Raw genomic sequence first — 19,384 nt, 5'->3', positions numbered from 1 at the left:
ACAGGGAGACTGAGAAGCTCATGGCAGTACGCGGGATACTCGGCGGCCGCAACCGGCGCACGTACAAGACCCCCGAGCCGCACCCCTCGGGCGCGACCCCGCCGAAGATCCCCGGCGAGCTGGTGCCCCGGCACGTCGCCGTCGTGATGGACGGCAACGGCCGCTGGGCCAAGGAGCGGGGACTGCCCCGCACCGAGGGCCACAAGGTCGGCGAGGGCGTCGTCATGGACGTGCTCAAGGGGTGTATCGAGATGGGCGTCAAGAACCTCTCGCTCTACGCCTTCTCCACCGAGAACTGGAAGCGCTCGCCGGACGAGGTGAAGTTCCTGATGAACTTCAACCGCGACGTGATCCGCCGCCGCCGCGACGAGATGGACGAGCTCGGCATCCGTATCCGCTGGGTGGGCCGGATGCCCAAGCTGTGGAAGTCCGTCGTCCAGGAGCTCCAGGTCGCCCAGGAGCAGACGAAGGACAACGACAGGATGACGCTGTACTTCTGCGTCAACTACGGCGGCCGCGCCGAGATCGCGGACGCCGCGCAGCGCATCGCCCAGGACGTGGCGGCCGGGAGGCTCGACCCGTCGAAGGTCAACGAGAAGACGTTCCAGAAGTACATCTACTACCCGGACATGCCGGACGTGGACCTCTTCGTGCGCCCCAGCGGCGAGCAGCGCACCTCGAACTACCTGATCTGGCAGAGCGCGTACGCGGAGATGGTCTTCCAGGACGTTCTGTGGCCGGATTTCGACCGCCGGGACCTGTGGCGGGCCTGCCTGGAGTACGCCCAGCGCGACCGCCGCTTCGGCGGGGCGGAGGCGATGGAGGCCGCAGGGGGCGCGGGGTCCGCGGAGACCGCCGGGAAGTGACGTCATAGATGACGTAAAAGATGACGTAAAAGAAGGGCCCGGTAGCGTACCGGGCCCTTCTTTTACGTGCTCGCGCTGTACGTACTCGCGCCTTCCGCGTACGCGGCTTCTGTGGGGCCGCTGTGGTCCGCGCCTACTTCTTGCTCGCGGCGCACTCCGCGCACGTGCCGAAGATCTCGACGGTGTGCGCGACGTTCACATAGCCGTGCTGGGCGGCGATCGTCTCGGCCCACTGTTCGACGGCGGGGCCTTCGACCTCCACCGCCTTGCCGCAGAGCCGGCAGACCAGGTGGTGGTGATGGTCGCCGGTCGAGCACCGCCGGTAGACGGCCTCGCCCTCGGTGGTGCGCAGGACATCGACCTCACCGGCGTCGGCGAGGGACTGAAGCGTCCGGTAGACCGTGGTCAGGCCCACGGAGTCGCCGCGGTGCTTGAGGACGTCGTGCAGCTCCTGGGCGCTGCGGAACTCGTCGACCTCGTCGAGGGCCGCCGCCACTGCCGCCCGCTGCCGGGTGGACCGGCCGCGTACCGGCGCTGCGTTCGTGCCACTGATCGGCGCCGTGGCCACAGGTGCCTCCTCGTGTCGCCCGTACATGTGTCGGGCCATTGTGCCAGCCCGCGCGGGCGCCGCACTCAAACGCGCACCCCGCTCACACGTGTACGTCGTCCGTGCCCCGGCGGGCCCCCGGTACCTCCAGGGTGCACTCCGACCCCTTCGCCTCGCTCGCCCGGGCCCGCCGTTTCGCGAGCGGAGCGGCGAGCGCGGTCAGGACGACGAACACCGCGATGGCCAGCAGCACGATGGTCGCGCCGGGCGGAACGTCCTGGTAGTACGAGGTCACGGTGCCGGCCAGGGTCACCCCCGTACCGATCACCACGGAGAGCACGAAGGTCACCTTGAAGGACTTGGTGATCTGCTGGGCCGCCGCCACCGGCACCACCATCAGCGCGCTGACCAGCAGCAGCCCGACGACCCGCATCGCGACGGTCACCGTCACGGCGGCCGTCACCGCGATCAGCAGGTTCAGCACCCGCACCGGCAGCCCGGTCACCCGGGCGAACTCCTCGTCCTGGCTGACGGCGAACATCTGCCGCCGCAGCCCCACGGTGACCAGCACCACGAAGGCCGCCAGCACGCAGATCGCGATGACGTCGGACTCGGAGACCGTCGAGAGCGAGCCGAAGAGGTACGAGGTCAGGTTGGCGTTGGAGCCCGTGTCGGAGAGGTTGATCAGCATGACGCCGCCCGCCATGCCCCCGTAGAAGAGCATCGCCAGGGCGAGATCGCCGCGCGTGTGCCCGTACCAGCGGATCAGCTCCATGGTGACCGCACCGGCCACGGCGACGGCGGTGGCCATCCAGACGGGGCTGGTGGAGAGCAGAAAGCCGAGGCCGACACCGGTCATCGCGATGTGCCCGATGCCGTCGCCCATCAGGGCCTGGCGGCGCTGGACCAGGTAGATGCCGATGGCGGGCGCGGTGATGCCGACCAGGACGGCCGCGATGAGCGCCCGCTGCATGAAGGGAGGGTTGAGGAATTCGAGCAGCATCAGGTCAGCAGTCCCGTCCGTACGGGCTCGACGGCCGCGTGGGGGTGTACGTGGTCGTGGCCGGGCAGGGCGTGCTGGCCGAGCGCCTCCGGCGGCGGGCCGTCGTGCGTGACGCAGCCGTCGCGCAGGACCACGGCCCGGTCGATCAGCGGCTCCAGAGGGCCCAGCTCGTGCAGGACGAGGAGCACGGAGGTGTTCAGGGCCACCTGCTCGCGCAGGGTCGCCGCCAGGATCTCCTGGCTCGCCAGGTCCACCCCGGCCATCGGCTCGTCCATGATCAGCAGCTCCGGCTCGGCGGCCAGGGCGCGGGCTATCAGGACCCGCTGGTGCTGGCCGCCCGACAGGGCGCTCACGGAGTCCTTGGCGCGGTCGGCGAGGCCCACCAGCTCGATGGCCCGGTCCACGGCCCTGCGGTCGGCCTTCCCGGGCCACCTCAGCCTCGTCCGGGCGAGCCGCCCGGAGGCGACGACCTCGCGGATCGTGGCGGGGACCCCGCCGGCGGCCGTGGTGCGCTGCGGTACGTAACCGACGCGGCCCCACTGGCGGAAGCGCCGCAGCTCGGTGCCGAACAGCTCGACGGTGCCGCCGGTCAGCGGGACCTGGCCGATGACGGACCGTACGGCGGTGGACTTGCCGGACCCGTTGGCGCCCAGCAGGGCGACGACCTCGCCCCGGCGCACGGTGAGGTCCACCCCGCGCAGGACGGGGCGCGCGCCGAGGGTGGCCGTGGCGCCGCGCAGACTGACGACGGCCTCGCGGTTGGTGGTGCTCTCACGCTCCGGCATGAGCGCCTCCGATCCGAACGTCACAGGTGGTACGGGTCACTTCGCGCCGAGTGCCTTCTTCAGCGCGGTGAGGTTGGACTCCATGACCTCGATGTAGTCAGCGCCCTTGGACTTCTCCGTGATTCCCTCCAGCGGGTCCAGGACGTCCGTCCTCAGCCCGGTGTCCTTCGCGAGGGTCTTCGCGGTCCGGTCGCTGGCGAGCGTCTCGAAGAAGACCGTGGTGGCCTTGTCCTTCTCCGCGATGGTGTGGATCTGCTGGATGCGGGCGGGGCTCGGCTCGGCCTCGGGGTCGATGCCCGCGATGCCCTGCTGGGTGAGCCCGTAGCGCTCGGCGAGGTAGCCGAAGGCGGAGTGGGTGGTGATGAAGGTCTTGGTGGCGGTGTTCTTCAGCCCGGTCTCGTACGCCGTGTTCAGCTTGTCCAGCTCGGCGACGAGGGCCTCGGTGTTCTTCTTGTAGTCGGCGGCGTGGTCGGGGTCGGCCTTCTCCAGGGACTTGCCGACACCCTTGGCGACCTCGGCGTACTTCACCGGGTCCAGCCAGATGTGCGGGTCGGCGCCGCCGTCCTCGCCGTGGTTGTGGCCGTCGCCCTCGGAGTGCTCCTCGTGGGCCTCCTCGCCTTCGTGGCCGTGCTCATCCCCGTGCTCCTCGCCCTCGTGCTCCTCTTCGTCCTCGTGACCGTGGTCGTGGCCGCTGACCTCGGCTCCGTGGTTCTCCAGCGTGGTGAGGGTCGCGGCGTCGACGGTGTTCTTCACACCGGACTGCTTGATCGCATCGTCCACGGCGGGCTGGATGCCCTTGAGGTAGAGCACGTAGTCGGACTCGCTGATGGAGCCGATCTGGCGGGGGGTGAGCTCCAGGTCGTGCGGCTCGACGCCCGGCTTGGTGAGGCTGGTGACGGCGACGTGCTCGCCGCCGATCCGCTCGGCCAGGAACTGCATCGGGTAGAAGGACGCCGTCACCTTCAGCTTGTCGCCGTTGCTCCCGTCCGCTGCTTCGGAGGTGGAGCAGGCCGAGAGAGCGGTCAGGCCGAGGACGACTGCTCCGGCGACGGCGGTGGTGGGTATGAGGCGGCGACGTACGTTCATGACAGTCATTTTCAACAAAAGTGGAAACGATTGTCAACAAGGCTGATGAGATGCCCGGAAGATCACGAGACGGCGGTGCGGGACTCCGTACGCCCCCCGCCGATTTGATACGAGGGGTGCGCGCGCCGGTAATCTGGCCCCTTCGCCCGTTCGTCATCGTCGTATGAAGAGAGCACCGTGGCCGCCGACAAGATCGACACCATCGTCAGCCTGAGCAAGCGCCGTGGCTTCGTCTACCCCTGCAGTGAGATCTACGGCGGCCAGAAGGCCGCCTGGGACTACGGGCCGCTGGGCGTCGAGATGAAGGAGAACCTGAAGCGCCAGTGGTGGCGCTACATGGTCACCTCGCGCGAGGACGTGGTCGGTATCGACTCGTCGGTCATCCTGGCCCCGGACGTCTGGGTCGCCTCGGGTCACGTCGCCACCTTCTCGGACCCGCTGACCGAGTGCACCTCCTGTCACAAGCGCTACCGCGCCGACCACCTGGAGGAGGCGTACGAGGAGAAGCACGGCAAGCCGCCGGTCAACGGCCTCGCCGACCTCAACTGCCCCAACTGCGGCAACAAGGGCACCTTCACCGAGCCCAAGCAGTTCTCGGGTCTGCTCTCCACCCACCTCGGCCCGACCCAGGACTCCGGCTCGGTCGCCTACCTGCGCCCCGAGACCGCCCAGGGCATCTTCACCAACTTCGGCCAGGTGCTCCAGACCTCGCGCAAGAAGCCGCCGTTCGGTATCGCGCAGATGGGCAAGTCCTTCCGGAACGAGATCACTCCGGGCAACTTCATCTTCCGGACCCGTGAGTTCGAGCAGATGGAGATGGAGTTCTTCGTCAAGCCGGGCGAGGACGAGGAGTGGCAGCAGTACTGGATGGACCAGCGCTGGAACTGGTACACGGACCTCGGTATGCGCGAGGAGAACATGCGCTGGTTCGAGCACCCCAAGGAGAAGCTCTCCCACTACTCCAAGCGCACCGCGGACATCGAGTACCGCTTCCGCTTCGGCGGCAGCGAGTGGGGCGAGCTGGAGGGCGTCGCCAACCGCACGGACTACGACCTCAAGGCGCACTCCGAGGCGTCCGGCACCGACCTCCACTACCACGACCAGGAGGCCCAGGAGCGCTGGACGCCGTACGTCATCGAGCCCGCGGCCGGTGTCGGCCGCGCGATGCTGGCGTTCCTCCTCGACGCCTACGTCGAGGACGAGGCCCCCAACGCCAAGGGCGTCATGGAGAAGCGCACCGTGATGCGTCTCGACCACCGCCTCGCCCCGGTCAAGGCCGCGGTCCTGCCGCTGTCCCGCAACGCGCAGCTCTCGCCGAAGGCCAAGGGGCTGGCGGCGGACCTGCGCAAGAACTGGAACATCGAGTTCGACGACGCCGGTGCCATCGGCCGCCGCTACCGCCGCCAGGACGAGATCGGCACCCCGTTCTGCGTCACCGTCGACTTCGACACCCTCGACGACAACGCGGTGACCGTGCGCGAGCGCGACACCATGAAGCAGGAGCGCGTCTCCCTGGACCAGATCCAGGCGTACCTCGGCGCCCGTCTGCTCGGCTGCTGACGCTTCCGTACGGCCGCGTACGCGCGTGAGGCCCCCGGTTCCGGGTACGGAACCGGGGGCTTCGTCGTACGGTCCACCGGAGCCTCTCCGCCGCCGCCCCGGGAGGTACGCGATGCCGTCCATCACCACCAGCAAGGTCACCAGATGGGACCAGCACGGCCGTGAACACGTCGTACGGGTGACGAAGTCCCGCATGGCGCGCGAGCTCACGTGCTCCACCTGCGGCTGGCGCCGCTCGGCGCAGTTCCTGCCCTGGCTGAAGGCCCAGGAGCACCTGACCGAGGCCCACCAGGCGACGGTCGACCCGACGGCCTGAACCTTCCGGCTTCCGGCGGTCTGGGTCCCGACGGCCGGAAAACCTGGTGCGGGGCGTTCCGGAAGCGGGGTACCGTTCCCGTATGTCTTCGTTCTTCCAGATCTACGAGTGAGAGCGCGGCGGGGGCCCGAACCACCCGCCGCCCACCGGATCGATCTCGATCACCCGATCACTTCCTTCCTCACTTCTCACCCCGAACGGGAGAACGTCATGGCCAAGAGCCGCAACAACCTCCTCGGCGTCGGCGGACAGCGCAAGAAGCTGTCCCGCGCCGAGCAGCAGGGCGCGGGTTCCGCGCGAGGCGCCGACCGCAAGGCCGCCGAGGACAAGAAGCAGGAGCTGGTACGCAAGATGCGCGAGCGCGCCGAGGCCCAGGCGGCCACCACCGCCGAGCCGGGCGAGCAGGGCACGCCGTCCGCGCAGAGCTGACACCCGCACGCACCGGGGCCCGTTCCGTACAACGTACGGAACGGGCCCCTTCGCGTACGCCGGTGCGCGGCCACGCGGCTACCGGGTCGTCGACGTTCGCGAGGTGCTTCGCCCGGGGGGATCAGCTCGATGCGGGCCTGCGGGTGCGCGCGGGTGAACCCCGCTCCCCGGACCGGAAGGTGCTGTCCTTCTCGCCGTTCAGGATGGGTACGGGGGCCGCCACATGACGCATCGCCTCCGCGTCGAAGCGGCCCAGCACCTCGCCCCAGGCGGTCGGCAGAGTGTGGAAGGCGTAGCCGGAGCGGATGGTGGCATCCACCGCCTCGGGGGACCCTGCGGCCGTCATGAGTCCCGACCCCCCCGGATGCGTACGCTCGTCGGACCCAACCTCACGCAGCCGCACGCCAGTTCATCGCGCGGGCGGCCCTCGCGTCCGGCTCGGGCCGGTCAGCTCCGCTGCCGGGTGATGTTGACCATCCAGCTGATCCCGAACCGGTCCACGAGGGAGCCCGCCTCGTCACCCCAGGGCTGCTTCTCCAGAGGCATGGTCACGGTGCCGCCGACCGTCAACTTCTCGAAATGGTCGCGGAGATCACCGCCGTCGCCGCCGAGGTAGACCGCGACATCGTTGCCCGGCCGGTAGGGCACCCCTTCCGGCACGTCCCAGGCCATCAGCGTGTATCCGCCCGGGGTGTCGAGCCGGGCGTGCATGACCTTGTCGGCGTCGGCCGGGTCCGGTGAGCCGAAGTCGGCGGCCGTGCCCAGCTCCAGCTTGCCGCCGAACACCTCTTGGTAGAACTCCATCGCCTGCCGGGCGTTGCCGTTGAAGCTGATGTACGGGTTGAGGTGAGAGCCCATCTGATGATCCTTCGCATGAGTGAGTGAGTGAGTGTCCGCTCGAGTTCTCCGAGAGGCACGGCCATGAGCCTCGCAGCCCATCACGACACCTCATGTCACGTATTCCTCTAGGGTTTTCGGATGCGCGCCGATCGGCTGGTCTCCCTGGTTCTGCTGCTGCGCCAGCGCGGCCGGCTCTCCGCGCCCGCGCTCGCCCGCGAGCTGGAGGTGTCCACCCGTACGGTGCTGCGCGATATCGAGGCGCTGTCCGCAGCCGGTGTCCCGGTCCATGCCGAGCGCGGCCGCCACGGCGGGTTCGCGTTGCTGCCCGGGTTCCGGACCGAGCTGACCGGGCTGAACCACGACGAGGCCCTCGCCCTGCTGGTCGCCGGATCGCGGCGCGGAGCGCAGGCGTTCGGCCTCGGCTCGGCGCTCGCCTCGGCCATGCTCAAGGTGGTCGACGCGCTGCCCGAGAGCCATCGGGACACGGCGGCGGGGGTGGCCGAGCGGCTGCTCATCGACCCCGAGACCGACCTCCTCGCGCGTCGGCAGGCCGTGGACGAGGTCCCCGGCCCCGTCGCGGCCGAGGTCCGGCGCGCGGTGCTCGCCGGCCGCAAGCTACGCATCCGTTACGCGGCCGTGGACCAGGCCCCCCGGTGGCGCACGGTGGACCCGGTCGGCCTGGTCACCGTGCGGGACCAGGGCTACCTGCTGGCCACGAGGTCCGGCGCCGACCGTACGTACCGGCTGTCCCGGATCATGGCCGCCGAGGAACTCCCCGAACCCGCGCAACGACCGGACCGGGTCGACCTGGACCGGGCCTGGCAGGACCGCAGTACCCGGTTCCGGACCGGCGGCGACCTGGTCACCGCGCTGGTACGGGTGGCCCCGGAGCGACGGCAGGACCTGGTGGGCACCGCGCTGGCGGTCCTCTCCGAAGAAGCCGAGGAGACCGAGGGCGCTGAGAGCGCCGAGGGCGCCGACGCGGGCGGCACGCTGCGGCTGGAGGTGACCTTCCAGGACGCGCGGCACGCCGTATGGGCGCTGTGGCAGCTCGCCACGGACGCGGAGGTCCTCGCCCCGGAGTGGCTGCGCACCACCCTGCGCGACCGGGCCGCCGCGGTCGCCACCCGCTACGAAGCGCCGCCCGAACCGCTCTCCGGATGATCGTTTTCGGACGAATCGCACAGACGGGTCGAACAGCGTGACGGATTCCTGGGCGAAGGCCGCCAGGAGGGTGCCGGAGGTCAGCGCATGGTCACGAGGTGCGAGCGGCCGGATGCTCCGGAACCTCGTGGACGCGTTCAGGCCACGGGTGGTCATCGGGAGCATGGTTGCCGAGAGCGACACCGGGGTGGCGCGATTCGGCTTCGCCGGTCGGCATATCGGCCACGACGAGGCAGCCGAGGCTGGTGTGGACAGAGTGTGAACGCCCCGCGCGCCTCATCAGTCACTCCCGTCACATGATGTGGAGATCGCCGAGTGGCCGGATCTGAGTTGCGCCGAGATGGGGGCAATTGCCCGGGGCTCCTGCCGCTGCCAGCATGACGGCGGCTCACCGGGGAAGGTCCCGGCGGTCGCTCTCGCGCCGCCGATGCCCTGCCCGGGCCCTGCCATGTCTGCGCACCCGCACCCACCAGGAGTTGTCTCCCATGCCACGTCTTCGGCTACGCACAGCACTCATATCCATGTTCAGCGCCGTGGCTCTCTGCCTCGGACTGCTGGTCTCCGCTCCCGCGAGCGCCGAGCCCGCACCCCGGCTTTCCTCCGGGGCGCCCGCCACGGCAGCCGCCTCCGCCTACTGGGCCTGTTCTGTCCCGGCCGGCATGACCTTCACCAAGGCCGAACGCCGACTGAACGTCTGCAACCCGAGCGGCTGGGCCATCAGTTACTACGTCACCACCCCCGCGGACAACCTCTGGGCCTGCACCCTGCCCAGTGGTTTCACCCATGACCTGGCGGAGAGACGGCTGAATGTCTGCAACGCCACGGGCTGGGACATCAGTTACCGCCTTCGGGTGCCCAGCGACAACCTCTGGGCCTGCGGTCTGCCCAGCGGCTTCACCTACGACCGGGCGGAGCGGCGGCTGAACGTCTGCAGAGCGAACGACTACGACCTCAGCTACCGTCTGCGCACCCCGGCGAACAACCTCTGGGCCTGTACGGTGCCCAGCGGCTTCACCTACGACCTGACCGAGCGACGGCTGAACGTCTGCGCACCGAACGACTGGGGCAACAGCTACCGCTTGCGCCGCTGACCGTGTGAGCGGGGGCCTCTCTCTGCCGGGCGGGGAAGGGAGAGGCCCCTCGGTTCACGGGGGCAGTCGGCGGCGTACGGTCGGGCACGACGGCAGTTCGCCGACAGCGCCCGCAGCAGACCGTGTCGGGGAAGCGGCGCAGGAGGGCCGGCCGTGTGCTGATCAGAAGAGGTTCTCGTGGTTGACCCCGTGCTCAAGGCCGGCCTGGACCGCCTTCGTGCGGTGAAGTCGCAGCGGCCCACCGATCCGGAGCCCGGAAAGTTCGCTGACTGGCGGGAGAGGGTCGCAGATGCCCTGGACGCCTTGGCGCGCGTGCTTCCTTTCGAGGAAGACCGGATCAGAGCGAGAGCAGAGGCAGACGCGGCGCGGACGCAGGCGGTCGACATACGACGACAGGGGGAGACGACTTCTTGACTCCCGTCTTCCTCTTCGTCCTAGAGGGTGGTGGGGGTCCCCGTCATCTCGGGTGGTCGGTGGGGGTGTCGGGTGTGTCGCCGGGGGTGTGGGTGCTGTTGGTGGTGACGGGTCCGGCGAGGAGGTCGCTGAGGGGGTCGGTGACGTTCCAGGAGTGGTCTCCGGTGTGGTGGTTGAGGAGTGAGCAGGGCAGTGCGGAGTCGGTGTCGAGGATGCGCAGGACGGTGGGGCACCAGGGGATGGTGGTGATGCGGTGGGTGCGGTCGGTGTCGGTGCCGGTCCACAGGAGCCAGAGTGCGGGACGGTGGGGTGTTCCGCCGGGGCAGAGGAGGGCGGCGTGCTCGGTGTGGGTGTCGTGTTCGCCGAGTTCGCACAGGACGTAGTGGGCCGGGGGGAGTGCGGTGAGGGGGTTGTCGGGGCCGGTTTCCATGGTGGTGAGGGCGAGGAGTACGTCGTTGAGGGGGGCCGGGGTCACGGCGGTGCACTGGAGCACGGTCAGGGGCCTTGTCTGTGGGGAGGGGGTCTATGGGTGTGCGGCGGGGAAGCCGCGCCACCCGGCGAGGGTGAGGCTCAGTCCGACGGCGGGGTCGAGGACGGTGAACTGGAGGGGGAAGCCCGCTTCGAGGGTGCGTATCGCGTCGTCCTGGTGCCCGCCGTCGGTGGCCCAGGACCGCAATTCTTCGGGGGCGTCGGAGCCGTGGAAGAGTACGGGGCGTACGTCGTGGGGTGCCGTGTCCCGTGCGGTGCCCCCGCATCCGTGCCCGTCGGCCAGGCGGAGCGCCTGCCTGCGGAGCCAGAGGAGGACGAGTCGCCGGTTCCGTACGGTGACGCCTCCGAGCGAGGCGGAGCGGTGGCCGTGGGAGAGGGTGACCTCGGCGGCGTAGCTCGCGCGCGTCATGCGGCACGCTCGTCGCCGACGGTACGGATCACAGGGCCTCATCCCGCCTGAGGGCGTTCATCCTCGAGGTGTGGGACCGGAGTTGCTCCATGGGCAGTACGGGGCGTACGTGGCGGGGTTCGGTCTCCCACTCCCGCCCGCCGCCCACGGGCCGCAGTGACCAGTAGCAGCCGGCGACCCCTCGGAACTCGCCCACGCGGTTGTTGCGGCTGGTGTCCGCCAGGAGGGTTCCGGGGGCGGGGAGGTCAGGGGGCGGTTCCTCGGGGTTCGCGCAAACGTTCACTCCGTACACCGAATGGGTCCTCTCTGTAGCTGAACGGCTACCGGGGCGATTCAGACTGGCCTAGGGTCGATCCGTCTTCAACCTGCGTTCATTGCTTGAGGAGTTGGGGCTTCGCCATGGTGAATCGCAAGCAGCTCGACCCCGAGAACCCGGACATCTCGTTCGGCTTCCAGCTGAGGCAGGCCAGAGATGCCCGTGGCTGGACGCAGGACGAACTGGCCGCGCGCATGGGGTGCTCAGGGACGCATGTCTCGGCCGTGGAAACTGGTCGACGCCCTCCAACTCCGCCCTTCGCGAGGAGCGCTGACAGGGCGCTCGGGACCGGCGACAAGTTCAGCCGCATGGTGCAGGCCATGAAGGACCTGACCATGCTGGAGGGCTTCCCGGAGTACGTGGGCTACGAGGGCCGGGCGGTGGAGATCCGGCTGTACGAAGTCGGGATCATCCCGGGGCTGTTGCAGACGCCGGAGTACGCACGGGTCCTGGCCGACAGTGCGGTACGGCGCGGGGCGATCACGCCGGAGCAGGCCGACGAACGCGTGGCCTTCCTGGCGAAGCGCCAGGAGGCGTTGGTGCGGCCGCAGCCGCCCATGCTCTTCGTGACCATGGACGAAAGCTGCATCCGCCGTCCGGTCGGCGGGCCCGCCGTCATGAACGCCCAGTTGGACCGGCTGATGGAGTTCGCCGAGATGCCCAACACCTTGCTTCAGGTGGCTCCGTACGAGATCGGGGAAGAGCGGACGTTCGACCTTCCGGTCAACATCCTGACGCTGCCGGACCGGTCCGTGATCTGCTACGCAGAGTCGCAGACGCTGGGGCATCTGGACCGGGAAAGCTCCTTCGTCCTGCCCATCCTGACGGACTACCATCAACTTCAGGCTGCGTCGCTGTCGCAGACGGCGTCGGTGGCCAAGATCAGCCAGTTGCGAAAGGGCACACTGTGACGACCGAATCCCCCCGATGGTTCAAGTCCTCGTACAGCAACAACGGCGGCAACTGCGTTGAGGTCGCCGCCAACCTCACTGCCACGCGCGGCATTGTCCCCGTACGCGACTCCAAGGTCGCGGAGGGCCCGGTGGTCGACGTCCGTACCGCCGCGTTCTCCGCGTTCGTCGCGGGCGTGCGGGCCGGGACGTTCGACGCCGCCTGACAAGCCGAGCGAGGACCGCCCCACCGTGCCGTGCAGGGTGGGGCGGTTCTGCTGTCCGGAGAGGGGAGTCGTCCATGCGCCGGAAGGTACGGTCGGTGGCACCTCGGAGCGGGGCCTTCCCGCTCCCCTCCCCGTCAGGAATCGCCGTGTCCCACAGCTCCGCCGCCCCTCGGGCCGACAGCCCGGCTCCGCGCACCGGCTCCCACCGCTTCGGCGCGGTGCTCAGCCGCATAGCCGAGGAGATGGCCGCGCTCGCCGACCACGGTGCCCCCGCCGACTACATCCCGGTTCTCGCCGGTGCCGACCCCCGGCGGTTCGGTATGGCCGTCGCGGAGCCGGACGGGACCGTCTACGGGGTCGGCGACTGGCGGCAGCCGTTCTCGACGCAGTCCATCTCCAAGGTGTTCGCCCTGGCCCTGGCGCTCTCTCTGGACGGTGAGCGGCTCTGGCGGGGCGTGGGCCGTGAGCCGTCGGGCAACCCCTTCAACTCCCTGGTGCAGCTGGAGTACGAGGACGGGGTGCCCCGTAACCCGTTCATCAACGCCGGGGCCCTGGTGGTCACCGACCGGTTGCAGGCCCTGACCGGGGACGCGGCCGGGCGGGTGCGGGAGCTGCTGCGTACCGAGAGCGGCAATGCCGCCATCGACTTCGTACCGGAAGTCGCCGCGTCCGAGGCGGCCTTCGGTGACCGCAACGCCGCGCTGGCCCACTTCATGGCCTCCTACGGCAACATCACGCTCCCGGTCCCCGAACTGCTCTCCGCCTACTTCCGCCAGTGCTCGATCGAGGCGTCCTGCGCGGATCTGGCCCTCTCCGCGGGGTTCCTGGCCCGGCACGGTGTCCGGGCCGACGGGTCCGCGCTGCTGACCCGCAGCCAGGCGAAGCAGGTCAACGCGGTCATGCTCACCTGCGGGACGTACGACGCGGCCGGGGAGTTCGCCTACCGGGTGGGGCTGCCGGGCAAGAGCGGTGTGGGCGGGGGGATCATCGCCATCGTGCCGGGGGTGTGCACCCTGTGCGTCTGGAGCCCGGGTCTCGACCGGCGCGGCAACTCGGTGGCGGGGGTGTCGGCCCTCGACCGCTTCACCACGCTCACCGGGCTGTCCGTCTTCTGATCCCGCCTTTGATGCCTCCGTTGATCCCTCCTCACGGGGAATCCGATCCCGCCTCATGGGGACCGGCGGACCGGCGCTGCCCCACAACAGCGCCGGTCCGCCCACCGGGAACCGGATGACCGGTTGCCGTGGTCAGGGCGCGTCGACGAGGATGCGGCCGTCGGCCGGGGTGCGGGTGGCGGCGCGGCCGGCGTAGTAGGACTCGACGCGTGACCGTTCGGTGGCGTTGGGGACGGAGTTCTTGCAGCTGATGCCCGCGCTGGAGCCCGACATCAGCTGGGAGCACGGGCCGGGCTTGGTGTCCGGCAGGCCGAGGTTGTGGCCGATCTCGTGGGCGGCGATGCGGGTCTTGTCGTGGCCCTCGGCGACCGCCTGGCTGCCGAGTTCGACCCGGGCCTGGCCGCCCGGACGGACCGGGCCCAGGGTGGCCTGGGGCCAGCCGTTGGTGGCGATGATCTGGATCTCGGCGCGGGTGCCGGGCCGGACCTTCGCCAGCTTCACGTTGGTGCTGTTCGCGTTCCAGGAGGCGACCCCGGCCGTGACGGCGGCTTCCCAGCCACGGGCCCGGGTGTCGTCGTAGTAGAGGGTCGTGACGGCCGAGGCGCTGATCGGCGCGGCCGTTTCGGGTGTGGCGGCGGCGTGCGACGCGGGGGCCAGGAGCAGGGTGACGGCCGCGGCGGTGCCGACTGCCGCGAGCCACTTGGAGCGGGGCATGGGGGGTCCTTTCGCTGGGCCGGTCTCCAGGAGGGGAGGACCGGGTGCGGTGGCGCGGGCGCCCGGGCTTCCGGGGAGGAGCGGGCGCCTGGAGAGGTGAAGTTGTCGGCGTACTGTCAAGTCGTTCTGTTCAGGAGTATCCCGGTGGTGGGCCGGTCCGCGGCCCATGCCGGTCGGCCATAACGCCCGTGAATGGGGCCGCTTCTCGCCGGATGCGCCGGTGCGGGTGTCAGTCCCGCTTGGCGCACCGGGCCGCGAAGGCGTCCCGGGCGAGATCGAGCAGGAGCGGCCGGGCGCCGATGAGGGGCGACGCCCGGTGCAGGGCCAGCAGATGTCTCCCCAGCAGGGGATCGCCTGCGAGTCTTCGCATGACCACCCCCTCACGGGCTCTGGCCGAACCCTGCGCCAGCGTGAGGCCGATGCCCTGGGCGACCAGGTCGCACAGGATGCTCAGATCCCCGATCCGGTGCGGCGAGATCCGTGGCGTGAACCCGGCCGTTCCGCAGGCGTCGGCCAGCGCCCCGTAGTCGTCGCAGCCGGGATCGTTCGGCGGCAGGAGCCAGGTCTCCTCGGCGAGGCTCGCGAGGGCGATCCGCTCCTTCCCGGCGAGCGGGTGCCCGGCCGGGAGGATGACCGCGACGGGTTCGAGCCCGATGACGTCGACGAGGACGTCCTCGGCGGGGGCCGCGCCGAAACCGTCCAGGTCGACCAGGCACCCCGCGTCGATCGTCCCGTCACCGACCCGGCCCAGGAGCTCTCCCGTGGAGACGAACTGCACGAAGCTCACGGGGTTGCTCAGCGCGGCGGGCAGATGCAGTGTCAGATGGCCCATGAGCGGACCGGAACAGCCGCCCACCGTCACCGGCTCCAGGTCGGCGGTCGGCCGGAGGCGGTAGCTGCGGATGCGGTCGGCGCTGGTCACCGCGTCCCGGGCGTGCGAGATCACCAGCTCACCCGCGCGCGTGGGTGCCACTCCGCGGACCGAACGCTCGAAGAGGGGCTGACCGAACGACGCCTCGATCCGACGGAGTTGGGTCGTCATGGCCGGCTGGGAGAGCATCAGCGCGGCGGCGGCCTTGGTCAGGCTGCCCGCTTCGGCGATCGCCAGCAGAATGCGGAAGTGCCGCAGTTCCAGGTCCATGGCTGAATGAGGCTAGTTCACCGCGTATGTCATGTCCATGGGTGCGGTGGGGGGTGAGGGGCGCCCGTGCCGGACGGGGTGTCCGGCCGCTCCCCGGCGGCCGTTCGGCGTGACGGGGAGCGGCCGGGCGCCTCAGGAGGTCAGGGCTCAGAGCGCGCCGGTGTACTGCTGTATCCAGGACTTCCAGGCGGCCAGGTCGGTGTAGACGGCGCCGCCGACCCCGCAGGTGCTGCTGGTGGAGCCGCTGCGGCTGGTGGCACCGGCCAGTTCGAGGCGGCCGTTCCGGTTGACCAGGGCGGGCCCGCCGGAGTCGCCGTAGCAGGCGGTGTTGGAGGTGGTGCCCGCGATGCACAGCTCACGGCTGTTCACCATGCCGGTGCAGGAGCTGTCGGGCAGCACCTTGGTGTCGAGCTGCTTGAGGTAGCGGGGCGCGCCGGAGGAGCAGCCGCGCTGCGGGCAGGTCTGGCCCCAGCCGAGCAGCCGGGTGGCGGAGTTGTCGGCCGGGGTGGCGGAGGTGATCGGGACGGGGGTGTGCGCCACCTGGCTGCTGAGGCGGAGCAGGGCTATGTCCTGGCCGGCCATGCTCGGGCTGCTGGAGGGGCGGACGATCTGCGAGACACCGGCGAGGGTGCCGCCGCTGAGGTGGTCGTTGGAGCCGATGCGGACCCGCAGGGCGGACGCGGGGAGGGCGCCGTTGCCGTACGTACAGTGCAGGGCCGTGACCATCCAGCCGGGCGAGATGAGCGAGGCGCCGCAGTAGTGGCTGCCGTTGACCTGGATGGAGCCCATGAACGAGTAGGTGGAGGTGGCCTGTTCGCCGCCGACGATGGGGTTCGGGGCGGCGTTCGCGGTCCCGGTGAAGGCCGGTGCGGCGATGGCGATGCCGAGGGCGATGCCTGCGGCGGCCATGGTGCGCAGGGTGCGGGGGAGAGCCATGGGGGGTCCTTCGCGTGGGAGGTGGGGGAGGCACGGAGAGGGGCGGGCGGCCCGGTCCCACGAGTGGTCCCGGATTGTTCGTGACCCGTCAATCTGCCGTCCACAGGAGTATGTGAGGGGCCCGTGCCGGTCCACCAATGCCAGCGGCCCATAACATCCGGGAGTACCGGGGGGTAGTTCCCGCCGGGGCGGGCCCCTGTTCCCTGCGGCCGGGCGGGGTTCCCGTGGCCGGGCGGCTAAGGAACCTGCGGTGTGTGCCTCCACAGGTCCTTCACGTGACGCGGACAAGTCCTCCGCCGGGAGCGCGCGACGAGCCAGATCAAGCCGACTTGTTCGTCCGGTTCGCCCCGGAAAGGGGCCTCGCCACGGGTCTATTTCCCTGTGGCAACTGTTTTGGCGTCAACGAAATGAGTCCGAAAAACGCCCCCTCCGAACGATCATTCCTCGCACTCGAACGCATGAACAGCCAAGGTCGGGCAGAGGAACGCATGCATGACGAAACGGGGGCACGGAGATGGAGCAGAACAAGCCGAGGGCGAGACCCGGGTTCCGCCGGACCAACCGCGCCACCCGCTGGGCCGGCGCCCTGCTGTGCTGGGCGCACGCGCTCGCCCTGGCCCTCACCGCCACCGAGATCCTGCTCCGGCCGTCAGCCGCCTGGTGGTCCACCGCCCGGATCGCCTCCTGGGTGCTGACCGGCGTACTCCTGGCCGCCTGGGTTCTCCTGCGCATCGCCCAGAAACGCCTCCTCCGGCAGGTCGACGGACCCGACCGCGCCGACGACGGCCCCTGTTACGACGACGGGCCCGACTGCGCCGACCGCTGCGGCGACTCACCCGACGGCGGCGGTGCCGAGGACTACGGCCGCGCCGCGTGACCACCATCGCGCGGGACGGCCGCTCCCCGCGCGGGACCGCCGTCCCCTCCCGCGTACGCCACCGCACGAGACCGCCGCTCCCTCCGGGTGCGCGACGGCCGAGGCCGTCACCCCTCCGGCGTACGCGACAATGGAGCAATGACCACGCTCGCCCCCGCCCTCCCGCAGCTCCGCATCGGCCCGCACACCGTGCAGCCGCCCGTGGTGCTCGCGCCCATGGCCGGTATCACCAACGCCCCGTTCCGGACGCTGTGCCGGGAGTTCTCCGGGGGCAAGGGGCTGTTCGTCAGCGAGATGATCACCACGCGGGCGCTGGTCGAGCGCAACGAGAAGACCATGCAGCTGATCCACTTCGACGCGGCCGAGACCCCGCGCTCGATCCAGCTGTACGGGGTCGACCCGGTCACCGTCGGCAAGGCCGTCCGCATGATCGTGGACGAGGATCTCGCCGACCACATCGACCTGAACTTCGGCTGCCCCGTCCCCAAGGTCACCCGCAAGGGCGGCGGCTCCGCGCTCCCGTACAAGCGGCCCCTGCTGCGGGCCATCCTCCGGGAGGCCGTCTCCGGGGCCGGGGACCTGCCCGTCACCATCAAGATGCGCAAGGGCATCGACGACGACCACCTCACCTTCCTCGACGCGGGGCGCATCGCCGTCGAGGAGGGAGTGACCGCCGTTGCCCTGCATGGCAGGACCACGGCCCAGCACTACGGCGGCACCGCCGACTGGGACGCCATCGCCCGGCTCAAGGAGCACGTCCCCGAGATTCCCGTGCTCGGCAACGGGGACATCTGGTGTGCCGACGACGCCCTGCGGATGATGCGGGAGACCGGGTGCGACGGAGTGGTGGTCGGGCGCGGGTGCCTCGGGCGGCCCTGGCTCTTCGCCGATCTGGTCAGTGCCATGGAGGGGCGTACGGAACGGCACGCGCCCGCCCTGCGCGAGGTCGCGGACGTCATGGTGCGCCACGCGACGCTGCTGGGGGAGTGGATCGGCGACGAGGCCCGGGGCGTCATCGACTTCCGTAAGCACGTGGCCTGGTATCTGAAGGGCTTCGCGGTCGGCTCCGAGATGCGCAAGAAGCTGGCCATCACCTCCTCGCTGGAGGAGCTGGCCGGCCAGCTGCACGAGCTGGACCTCGACCAGCCCTGGCCCGACGGCGCCGACGGGCCGCGCGGGCGGACCTCCGGCAACAACCGGGTTGTCCTGCCGGACGGCTGGCTGAAGGACCCGTACGACTGCGCGGGCGTCAGCGCCGACGCGGAGCTGGACACCTCCGGCGGGTGATGCCGTACGGGAACGGGGGCCGGTTCCGTACGCGTACGGGACCGGGGAGCTCCGCCTCCGCACACGTACAGGCCGGAGAAACCCCGCCCCCGTACCGCTACCGCTCAGCCCGTCACGTCCGGCCCCGCCCGCCGTTCCAGTGGGGCCGCCGCCGCGGAGTTCATCACGTTGAAGACCACGCTGCCCGCCCGGTAGCGGTCGTCCGTCCACTCGATGGCCCGGCCCGCCGCCGTGTACGACAGATGGCGCTGGCGCAGCAGCGGGCTGGCGCGGCGGATCTGGAGGAGGCGGGCGTCCTCGCTCCCGGCCGCGACCGCGTCGATCAGGTGCTCGCCGTAGTGCGCGACGATGTCCGCCCGCTCCGCGATGCTGTCCATGATCGAGACGCAGTCCTCCGGCAGCTCCAGGACCGCCGGGGCCACCCAGTCCGCGTACACCGTCCGCTCGACCATCACCGGCTCGCCGTCCAGGTGGCGCAGGCGCAGGACGTAAAGGATCTCGGTGCCCGGGTCGGTGTCCAGGCGCTCCGCCTCCTCGTCGGTCGCCGGGCGCAGGGTGCGGGTCAGGATGCGGCTGGTGACCTCGCACCCCATCGCCTGCGCCCACTGCGCGAAGCTGTTGAGCTGCTGGAAGCTCTGGCGGCGCTCCTGGCGGAGGACCACCCTGCGCGCCCCTTGCCGGGAGCCGATCAGGCCCTCGGAGGCCAGCAGCGCCACCGCCTGGCGGACCGTGCCGCGTGAGACCTCCCAGCGGGTGGCGAGGTCGCTCTCGGACGGGAGGCGGGAGCCGAGCGGGTAGGTGCCGGTGCGGATGGCGTGCCGCAGCGACTCGGCGATCTCCCGGTAGCGCGTAGCGCCCACGCGTCTCCCCCTCGGCGTTCAT

Annotated in this window: 23 protein-coding genes and 2 pseudogenes; 12 read left to right on the top strand and 13 right to left on the bottom strand. The window is 70.4% G+C overall.

Annotated features, from left to right (window positions below; translation table 11 throughout):
* Positions 1–20: 20 nt before the first annotated feature.
* Positions 21–866 carry an isoprenyl transferase gene (locus B7C62_09295; GenBank protein ID ARF72444.1) on the top strand — a complete coding sequence of 282 codons (846 nt, stop codon included), beginning with the start codon at positions 21–23 and terminating at the stop codon, positions 864–866.
* A 133-nt stretch (positions 867–999) separates the two neighbouring features.
* On the opposite strand, the gene B7C62_09290 is transcribed toward B7C62_09295, so the two are convergent.
* From B7C62_09290 to B7C62_09275, 4 genes are all read right to left on the bottom strand, one after another.
* On the bottom strand, positions 1,000–1,434 hold the full coding sequence (locus tag B7C62_09290; protein ARF72443.1) for a transcriptional repressor: 435 nt from the start codon (positions 1,432–1,434) through the stop codon (positions 1,000–1,002).
* Between the two features lie 82 nt (positions 1,435–1,516).
* Positions 1,517–2,416: an ABC transporter gene (locus B7C62_09285; protein ARF72442.1), complete on the bottom strand. Its 900-nt coding sequence runs from the start codon at positions 2,414–2,416 to the stop codon at positions 1,517–1,519.
* Positions 2,416–3,201, bottom strand: coding sequence for an ABC transporter (locus B7C62_09280; GenBank protein ID ARF77066.1), 786 nt, complete (start codon positions 3,199–3,201; stop codon positions 2,416–2,418). The genes B7C62_09285 and B7C62_09280 overlap by 1 nt, the downstream gene beginning before the upstream one ends.
* Before the next feature lie 36 nt (positions 3,202–3,237).
* Positions 3,238–4,287, bottom strand: a complete 1,050-nt coding sequence (locus B7C62_09275; GenBank protein ARF72441.1) for a zinc ABC transporter substrate-binding protein — start codon at positions 4,285–4,287, stop codon at positions 3,238–3,240.
* A 177-nt stretch (positions 4,288–4,464) separates the two neighbouring features.
* Between B7C62_09275 and B7C62_09270 the strand changes: the two genes are divergently transcribed.
* The 3 genes from B7C62_09270 to B7C62_09260 all read left to right on the top strand — a co-directional run bounded on the left by B7C62_09270 (position 4,465) and on the right by B7C62_09260 (position 6,592).
* Complete coding sequence (locus B7C62_09270) at positions 4,465–5,847, top strand: glycine--tRNA ligase (GenBank protein ARF72440.1); 1,383 nt, start codon at positions 4,465–4,467, stop codon at positions 5,845–5,847.
* 112 nt (positions 5,848–5,959) lie between these two features.
* Entirely contained in the window at positions 5,960–6,163 is a 204-nt protein-coding gene (locus B7C62_09265; protein ID ARF72439.1) for a hypothetical protein, read from the top strand.
* Positions 6,164–6,373: 210 nt separating this feature from the next.
* Positions 6,374–6,592, top strand: a complete 219-nt coding sequence (locus B7C62_09260) for a hypothetical protein (protein ARF72438.1) — start codon at positions 6,374–6,376, stop codon at positions 6,590–6,592.
* 76 nt (positions 6,593–6,668) lie between these two features.
* On the opposite strand, the pseudogene B7C62_09255 reads toward B7C62_09260, so the two are convergent.
* Positions 6,669–6,917: pseudogene (locus B7C62_09255) on the bottom strand (alpha/beta hydrolase).
* Positions 6,918–7,039: 122 nt separating this feature from the next.
* Positions 7,040–7,450, bottom strand: a complete 411-nt coding sequence (locus B7C62_09250) for a hypothetical protein (GenBank protein ARF72437.1) — start codon at positions 7,448–7,450, stop codon at positions 7,040–7,042.
* Positions 7,451–7,570: 120 nt separating this feature from the next.
* Here B7C62_09250 and B7C62_09245 point away from each other — a divergent pair, with 120 nt between their 5' ends.
* The 3 genes and pseudogenes from B7C62_09245 to B7C62_09235 all read left to right on the top strand — a co-directional run bounded on the left by B7C62_09245 (position 7,571) and on the right by B7C62_09235 (position 10,101).
* A complete protein-coding gene (locus B7C62_09245) occupies positions 7,571–8,596 on the top strand; it encodes a DNA-binding transcriptional regulator (protein ID ARF72436.1) in 1,026 nt (341 codons plus the stop codon).
* 485 nt (positions 8,597–9,081) lie between these two features.
* Positions 9,082–9,561, top strand: a pseudogene (locus B7C62_09240) (hypothetical protein).
* A 303-nt stretch (positions 9,562–9,864) separates the two neighbouring features.
* Positions 9,865–10,101 (top strand): hypothetical protein, encoded by a 237-nt coding sequence (locus B7C62_09235; GenBank protein ARF72435.1) that lies wholly within the window; start codon positions 9,865–9,867, stop codon positions 10,099–10,101.
* A 43-nt stretch (positions 10,102–10,144) separates the two neighbouring features.
* Here the strand turns inward: B7C62_09235 and B7C62_09230 are convergent, their stop codons facing one another.
* The 3 genes from B7C62_09230 to B7C62_09220 are packed head-to-tail and all read right to left on the bottom strand — an operon-like array spanning position 10,145 to position 11,291.
* Positions 10,145–10,594, bottom strand: a complete 450-nt coding sequence (locus B7C62_09230) for a hypothetical protein (GenBank protein ARF72434.1) — start codon at positions 10,592–10,594, stop codon at positions 10,145–10,147.
* Positions 10,595–10,624: 30 nt separating this feature from the next.
* Positions 10,625–10,999, bottom strand: a complete 375-nt coding sequence (locus B7C62_09225) for a hypothetical protein (protein ARF72433.1) — start codon at positions 10,997–10,999, stop codon at positions 10,625–10,627.
* Between the two features lie 28 nt (positions 11,000–11,027).
* A complete protein-coding gene (locus B7C62_09220; protein ID ARF72432.1) occupies positions 11,028–11,291 on the bottom strand; it encodes a hypothetical protein in 264 nt (87 codons plus the stop codon).
* Between the two features lie 107 nt (positions 11,292–11,398).
* On the opposite strand from B7C62_09220, the gene B7C62_09215 reads away from it, so the two are divergent.
* The 3 genes from B7C62_09215 to B7C62_09205 all read left to right on the top strand — a co-directional run bounded on the left by B7C62_09215 (position 11,399) and on the right by B7C62_09205 (position 13,547).
* On the top strand, positions 11,399–12,226 hold the full coding sequence (locus B7C62_09215; GenBank protein ARF72431.1) for a transcriptional regulator: 828 nt from the start codon (positions 11,399–11,401) through the stop codon (positions 12,224–12,226).
* Positions 12,223–12,432 (top strand): DUF397 domain-containing protein, encoded by a 210-nt coding sequence (locus tag B7C62_09210; GenBank protein ID ARF72430.1) that lies wholly within the window; start codon positions 12,223–12,225, stop codon positions 12,430–12,432. The genes B7C62_09215 and B7C62_09210 overlap by 4 nt, the downstream gene beginning before the upstream one ends.
* A 146-nt stretch (positions 12,433–12,578) precedes the next feature.
* Positions 12,579–13,547, top strand: a complete 969-nt coding sequence (locus tag B7C62_09205; protein ID ARF72429.1) for a glutaminase — start codon at positions 12,579–12,581, stop codon at positions 13,545–13,547.
* A 132-nt stretch (positions 13,548–13,679) separates the two neighbouring features.
* On the opposite strand, the gene B7C62_09200 is transcribed toward B7C62_09205, so the two are convergent.
* From B7C62_09200 to B7C62_09190, 3 genes are all read right to left on the bottom strand, one after another.
* Positions 13,680–14,261, bottom strand: coding sequence for a metalloprotease (locus tag B7C62_09200; protein ID ARF72428.1), 582 nt, complete (start codon positions 14,259–14,261; stop codon positions 13,680–13,682).
* A 229-nt stretch (positions 14,262–14,490) separates the two neighbouring features.
* Positions 14,491–15,402, bottom strand: a complete 912-nt coding sequence (locus tag B7C62_09195; protein ID ARF72427.1) for a LysR family transcriptional regulator — start codon at positions 15,400–15,402, stop codon at positions 14,491–14,493.
* Positions 15,403–15,549: 147 nt separating this feature from the next.
* Entirely contained in the window at positions 15,550–16,338 is a 789-nt protein-coding gene (locus B7C62_09190) for a serine protease (GenBank protein ID ARF72426.1), read from the bottom strand.
* A gap of 514 nt (positions 16,339–16,852) precedes the next feature.
* Here B7C62_09190 and B7C62_09185 point away from each other — a divergent pair.
* Positions 16,853–17,215 (top strand): hypothetical protein, encoded by a 363-nt coding sequence (locus tag B7C62_09185; GenBank protein ID ARF72425.1) that lies wholly within the window; start codon positions 16,853–16,855, stop codon positions 17,213–17,215.
* A 138-nt stretch (positions 17,216–17,353) separates the two neighbouring features.
* A complete protein-coding gene (locus tag B7C62_09180) occupies positions 17,354–18,502 on the top strand; it encodes a tRNA dihydrouridine synthase DusB (protein ID ARF72424.1) in 1,149 nt (382 codons plus the stop codon).
* Positions 18,503–18,606: 104 nt separating this feature from the next.
* Here B7C62_09180 and B7C62_09175 read toward each other — a convergent pair whose 3' ends face one another.
* Complete coding sequence (locus B7C62_09175) at positions 18,607–19,362, bottom strand: GntR family transcriptional regulator (GenBank protein ID ARF72423.1); 756 nt, start codon at positions 19,360–19,362, stop codon at positions 18,607–18,609.
* Between the last annotated feature and the right edge of the window lie 22 nt (positions 19,363–19,384).

This window comes from Kitasatospora albolonga, assembly GCA_002082585.1.
Classification (GTDB): domain Bacteria; phylum Actinomycetota; class Actinomycetes; order Streptomycetales; family Streptomycetaceae; genus Streptomyces; species Streptomyces stephensoniae.
The sequence above is the reverse complement of the archived record's forward strand: the minus strand, read 5'-3'. Positions and strand labels throughout refer to the sequence as shown.

Bases quoted from the DNA above. Each gene is read 5' to 3' on its own strand.
- B7C62_09295 (ARF72444.1), top strand. From the start codon at position 21: ATGGCAGTACGCGGGATACTCGGCGGCCGCAACCGGCGCACGTACAAG.
- B7C62_09285 (ARF72442.1), bottom strand. From the start codon at position 2,416: ATGCTGCTCGAATTCCTCAACCCTCCCTTCATGCAGCGGGCGCTCATC.
- B7C62_09280 (ARF77066.1), bottom strand. From the start codon at position 3,201: ATGCCGGAGCGTGAGAGCACCACCAACCGCGAGGCCGTCGTCAGTCTG.
- B7C62_09275 (ARF72441.1), bottom strand. From the start codon at position 4,287: ATGAACGTACGTCGCCGCCTCATACCCACCACCGCCGTCGCCGGAGCA.
- B7C62_09265 (ARF72439.1), top strand. From the start codon at position 5,960: ATGCCGTCCATCACCACCAGCAAGGTCACCAGATGGGACCAGCACGGC.
- B7C62_09260 (ARF72438.1), top strand. From the start codon at position 6,374: ATGGCCAAGAGCCGCAACAACCTCCTCGGCGTCGGCGGACAGCGCAAG.
- B7C62_09250 (ARF72437.1), bottom strand. From the start codon at position 7,450: ATGGGCTCTCACCTCAACCCGTACATCAGCTTCAACGGCAACGCCCGG.
- B7C62_09245 (ARF72436.1), top strand. From the start codon at position 7,571: ATGCGCGCCGATCGGCTGGTCTCCCTGGTTCTGCTGCTGCGCCAGCGC.
- B7C62_09225 (ARF72433.1), bottom strand. From the start codon at position 10,999: ATGACGCGCGCGAGCTACGCCGCCGAGGTCACCCTCTCCCACGGCCAC.
- B7C62_09215 (ARF72431.1), top strand. From the start codon at position 11,399: ATGGTGAATCGCAAGCAGCTCGACCCCGAGAACCCGGACATCTCGTTC.
- B7C62_09200 (ARF72428.1), bottom strand. From the start codon at position 14,261: ATGCCCCGCTCCAAGTGGCTCGCGGCAGTCGGCACCGCCGCGGCCGTC.
- B7C62_09195 (ARF72427.1), bottom strand. From the start codon at position 15,402: ATGGACCTGGAACTGCGGCACTTCCGCATTCTGCTGGCGATCGCCGAA.
- B7C62_09190 (ARF72426.1), bottom strand. From the start codon at position 16,338: ATGGCTCTCCCCCGCACCCTGCGCACCATGGCCGCCGCAGGCATCGCC.
- B7C62_09185 (ARF72425.1), top strand. From the start codon at position 16,853: ATGGAGCAGAACAAGCCGAGGGCGAGACCCGGGTTCCGCCGGACCAAC.
- B7C62_09180 (ARF72424.1), top strand. From the start codon at position 17,354: ATGACCACGCTCGCCCCCGCCCTCCCGCAGCTCCGCATCGGCCCGCAC.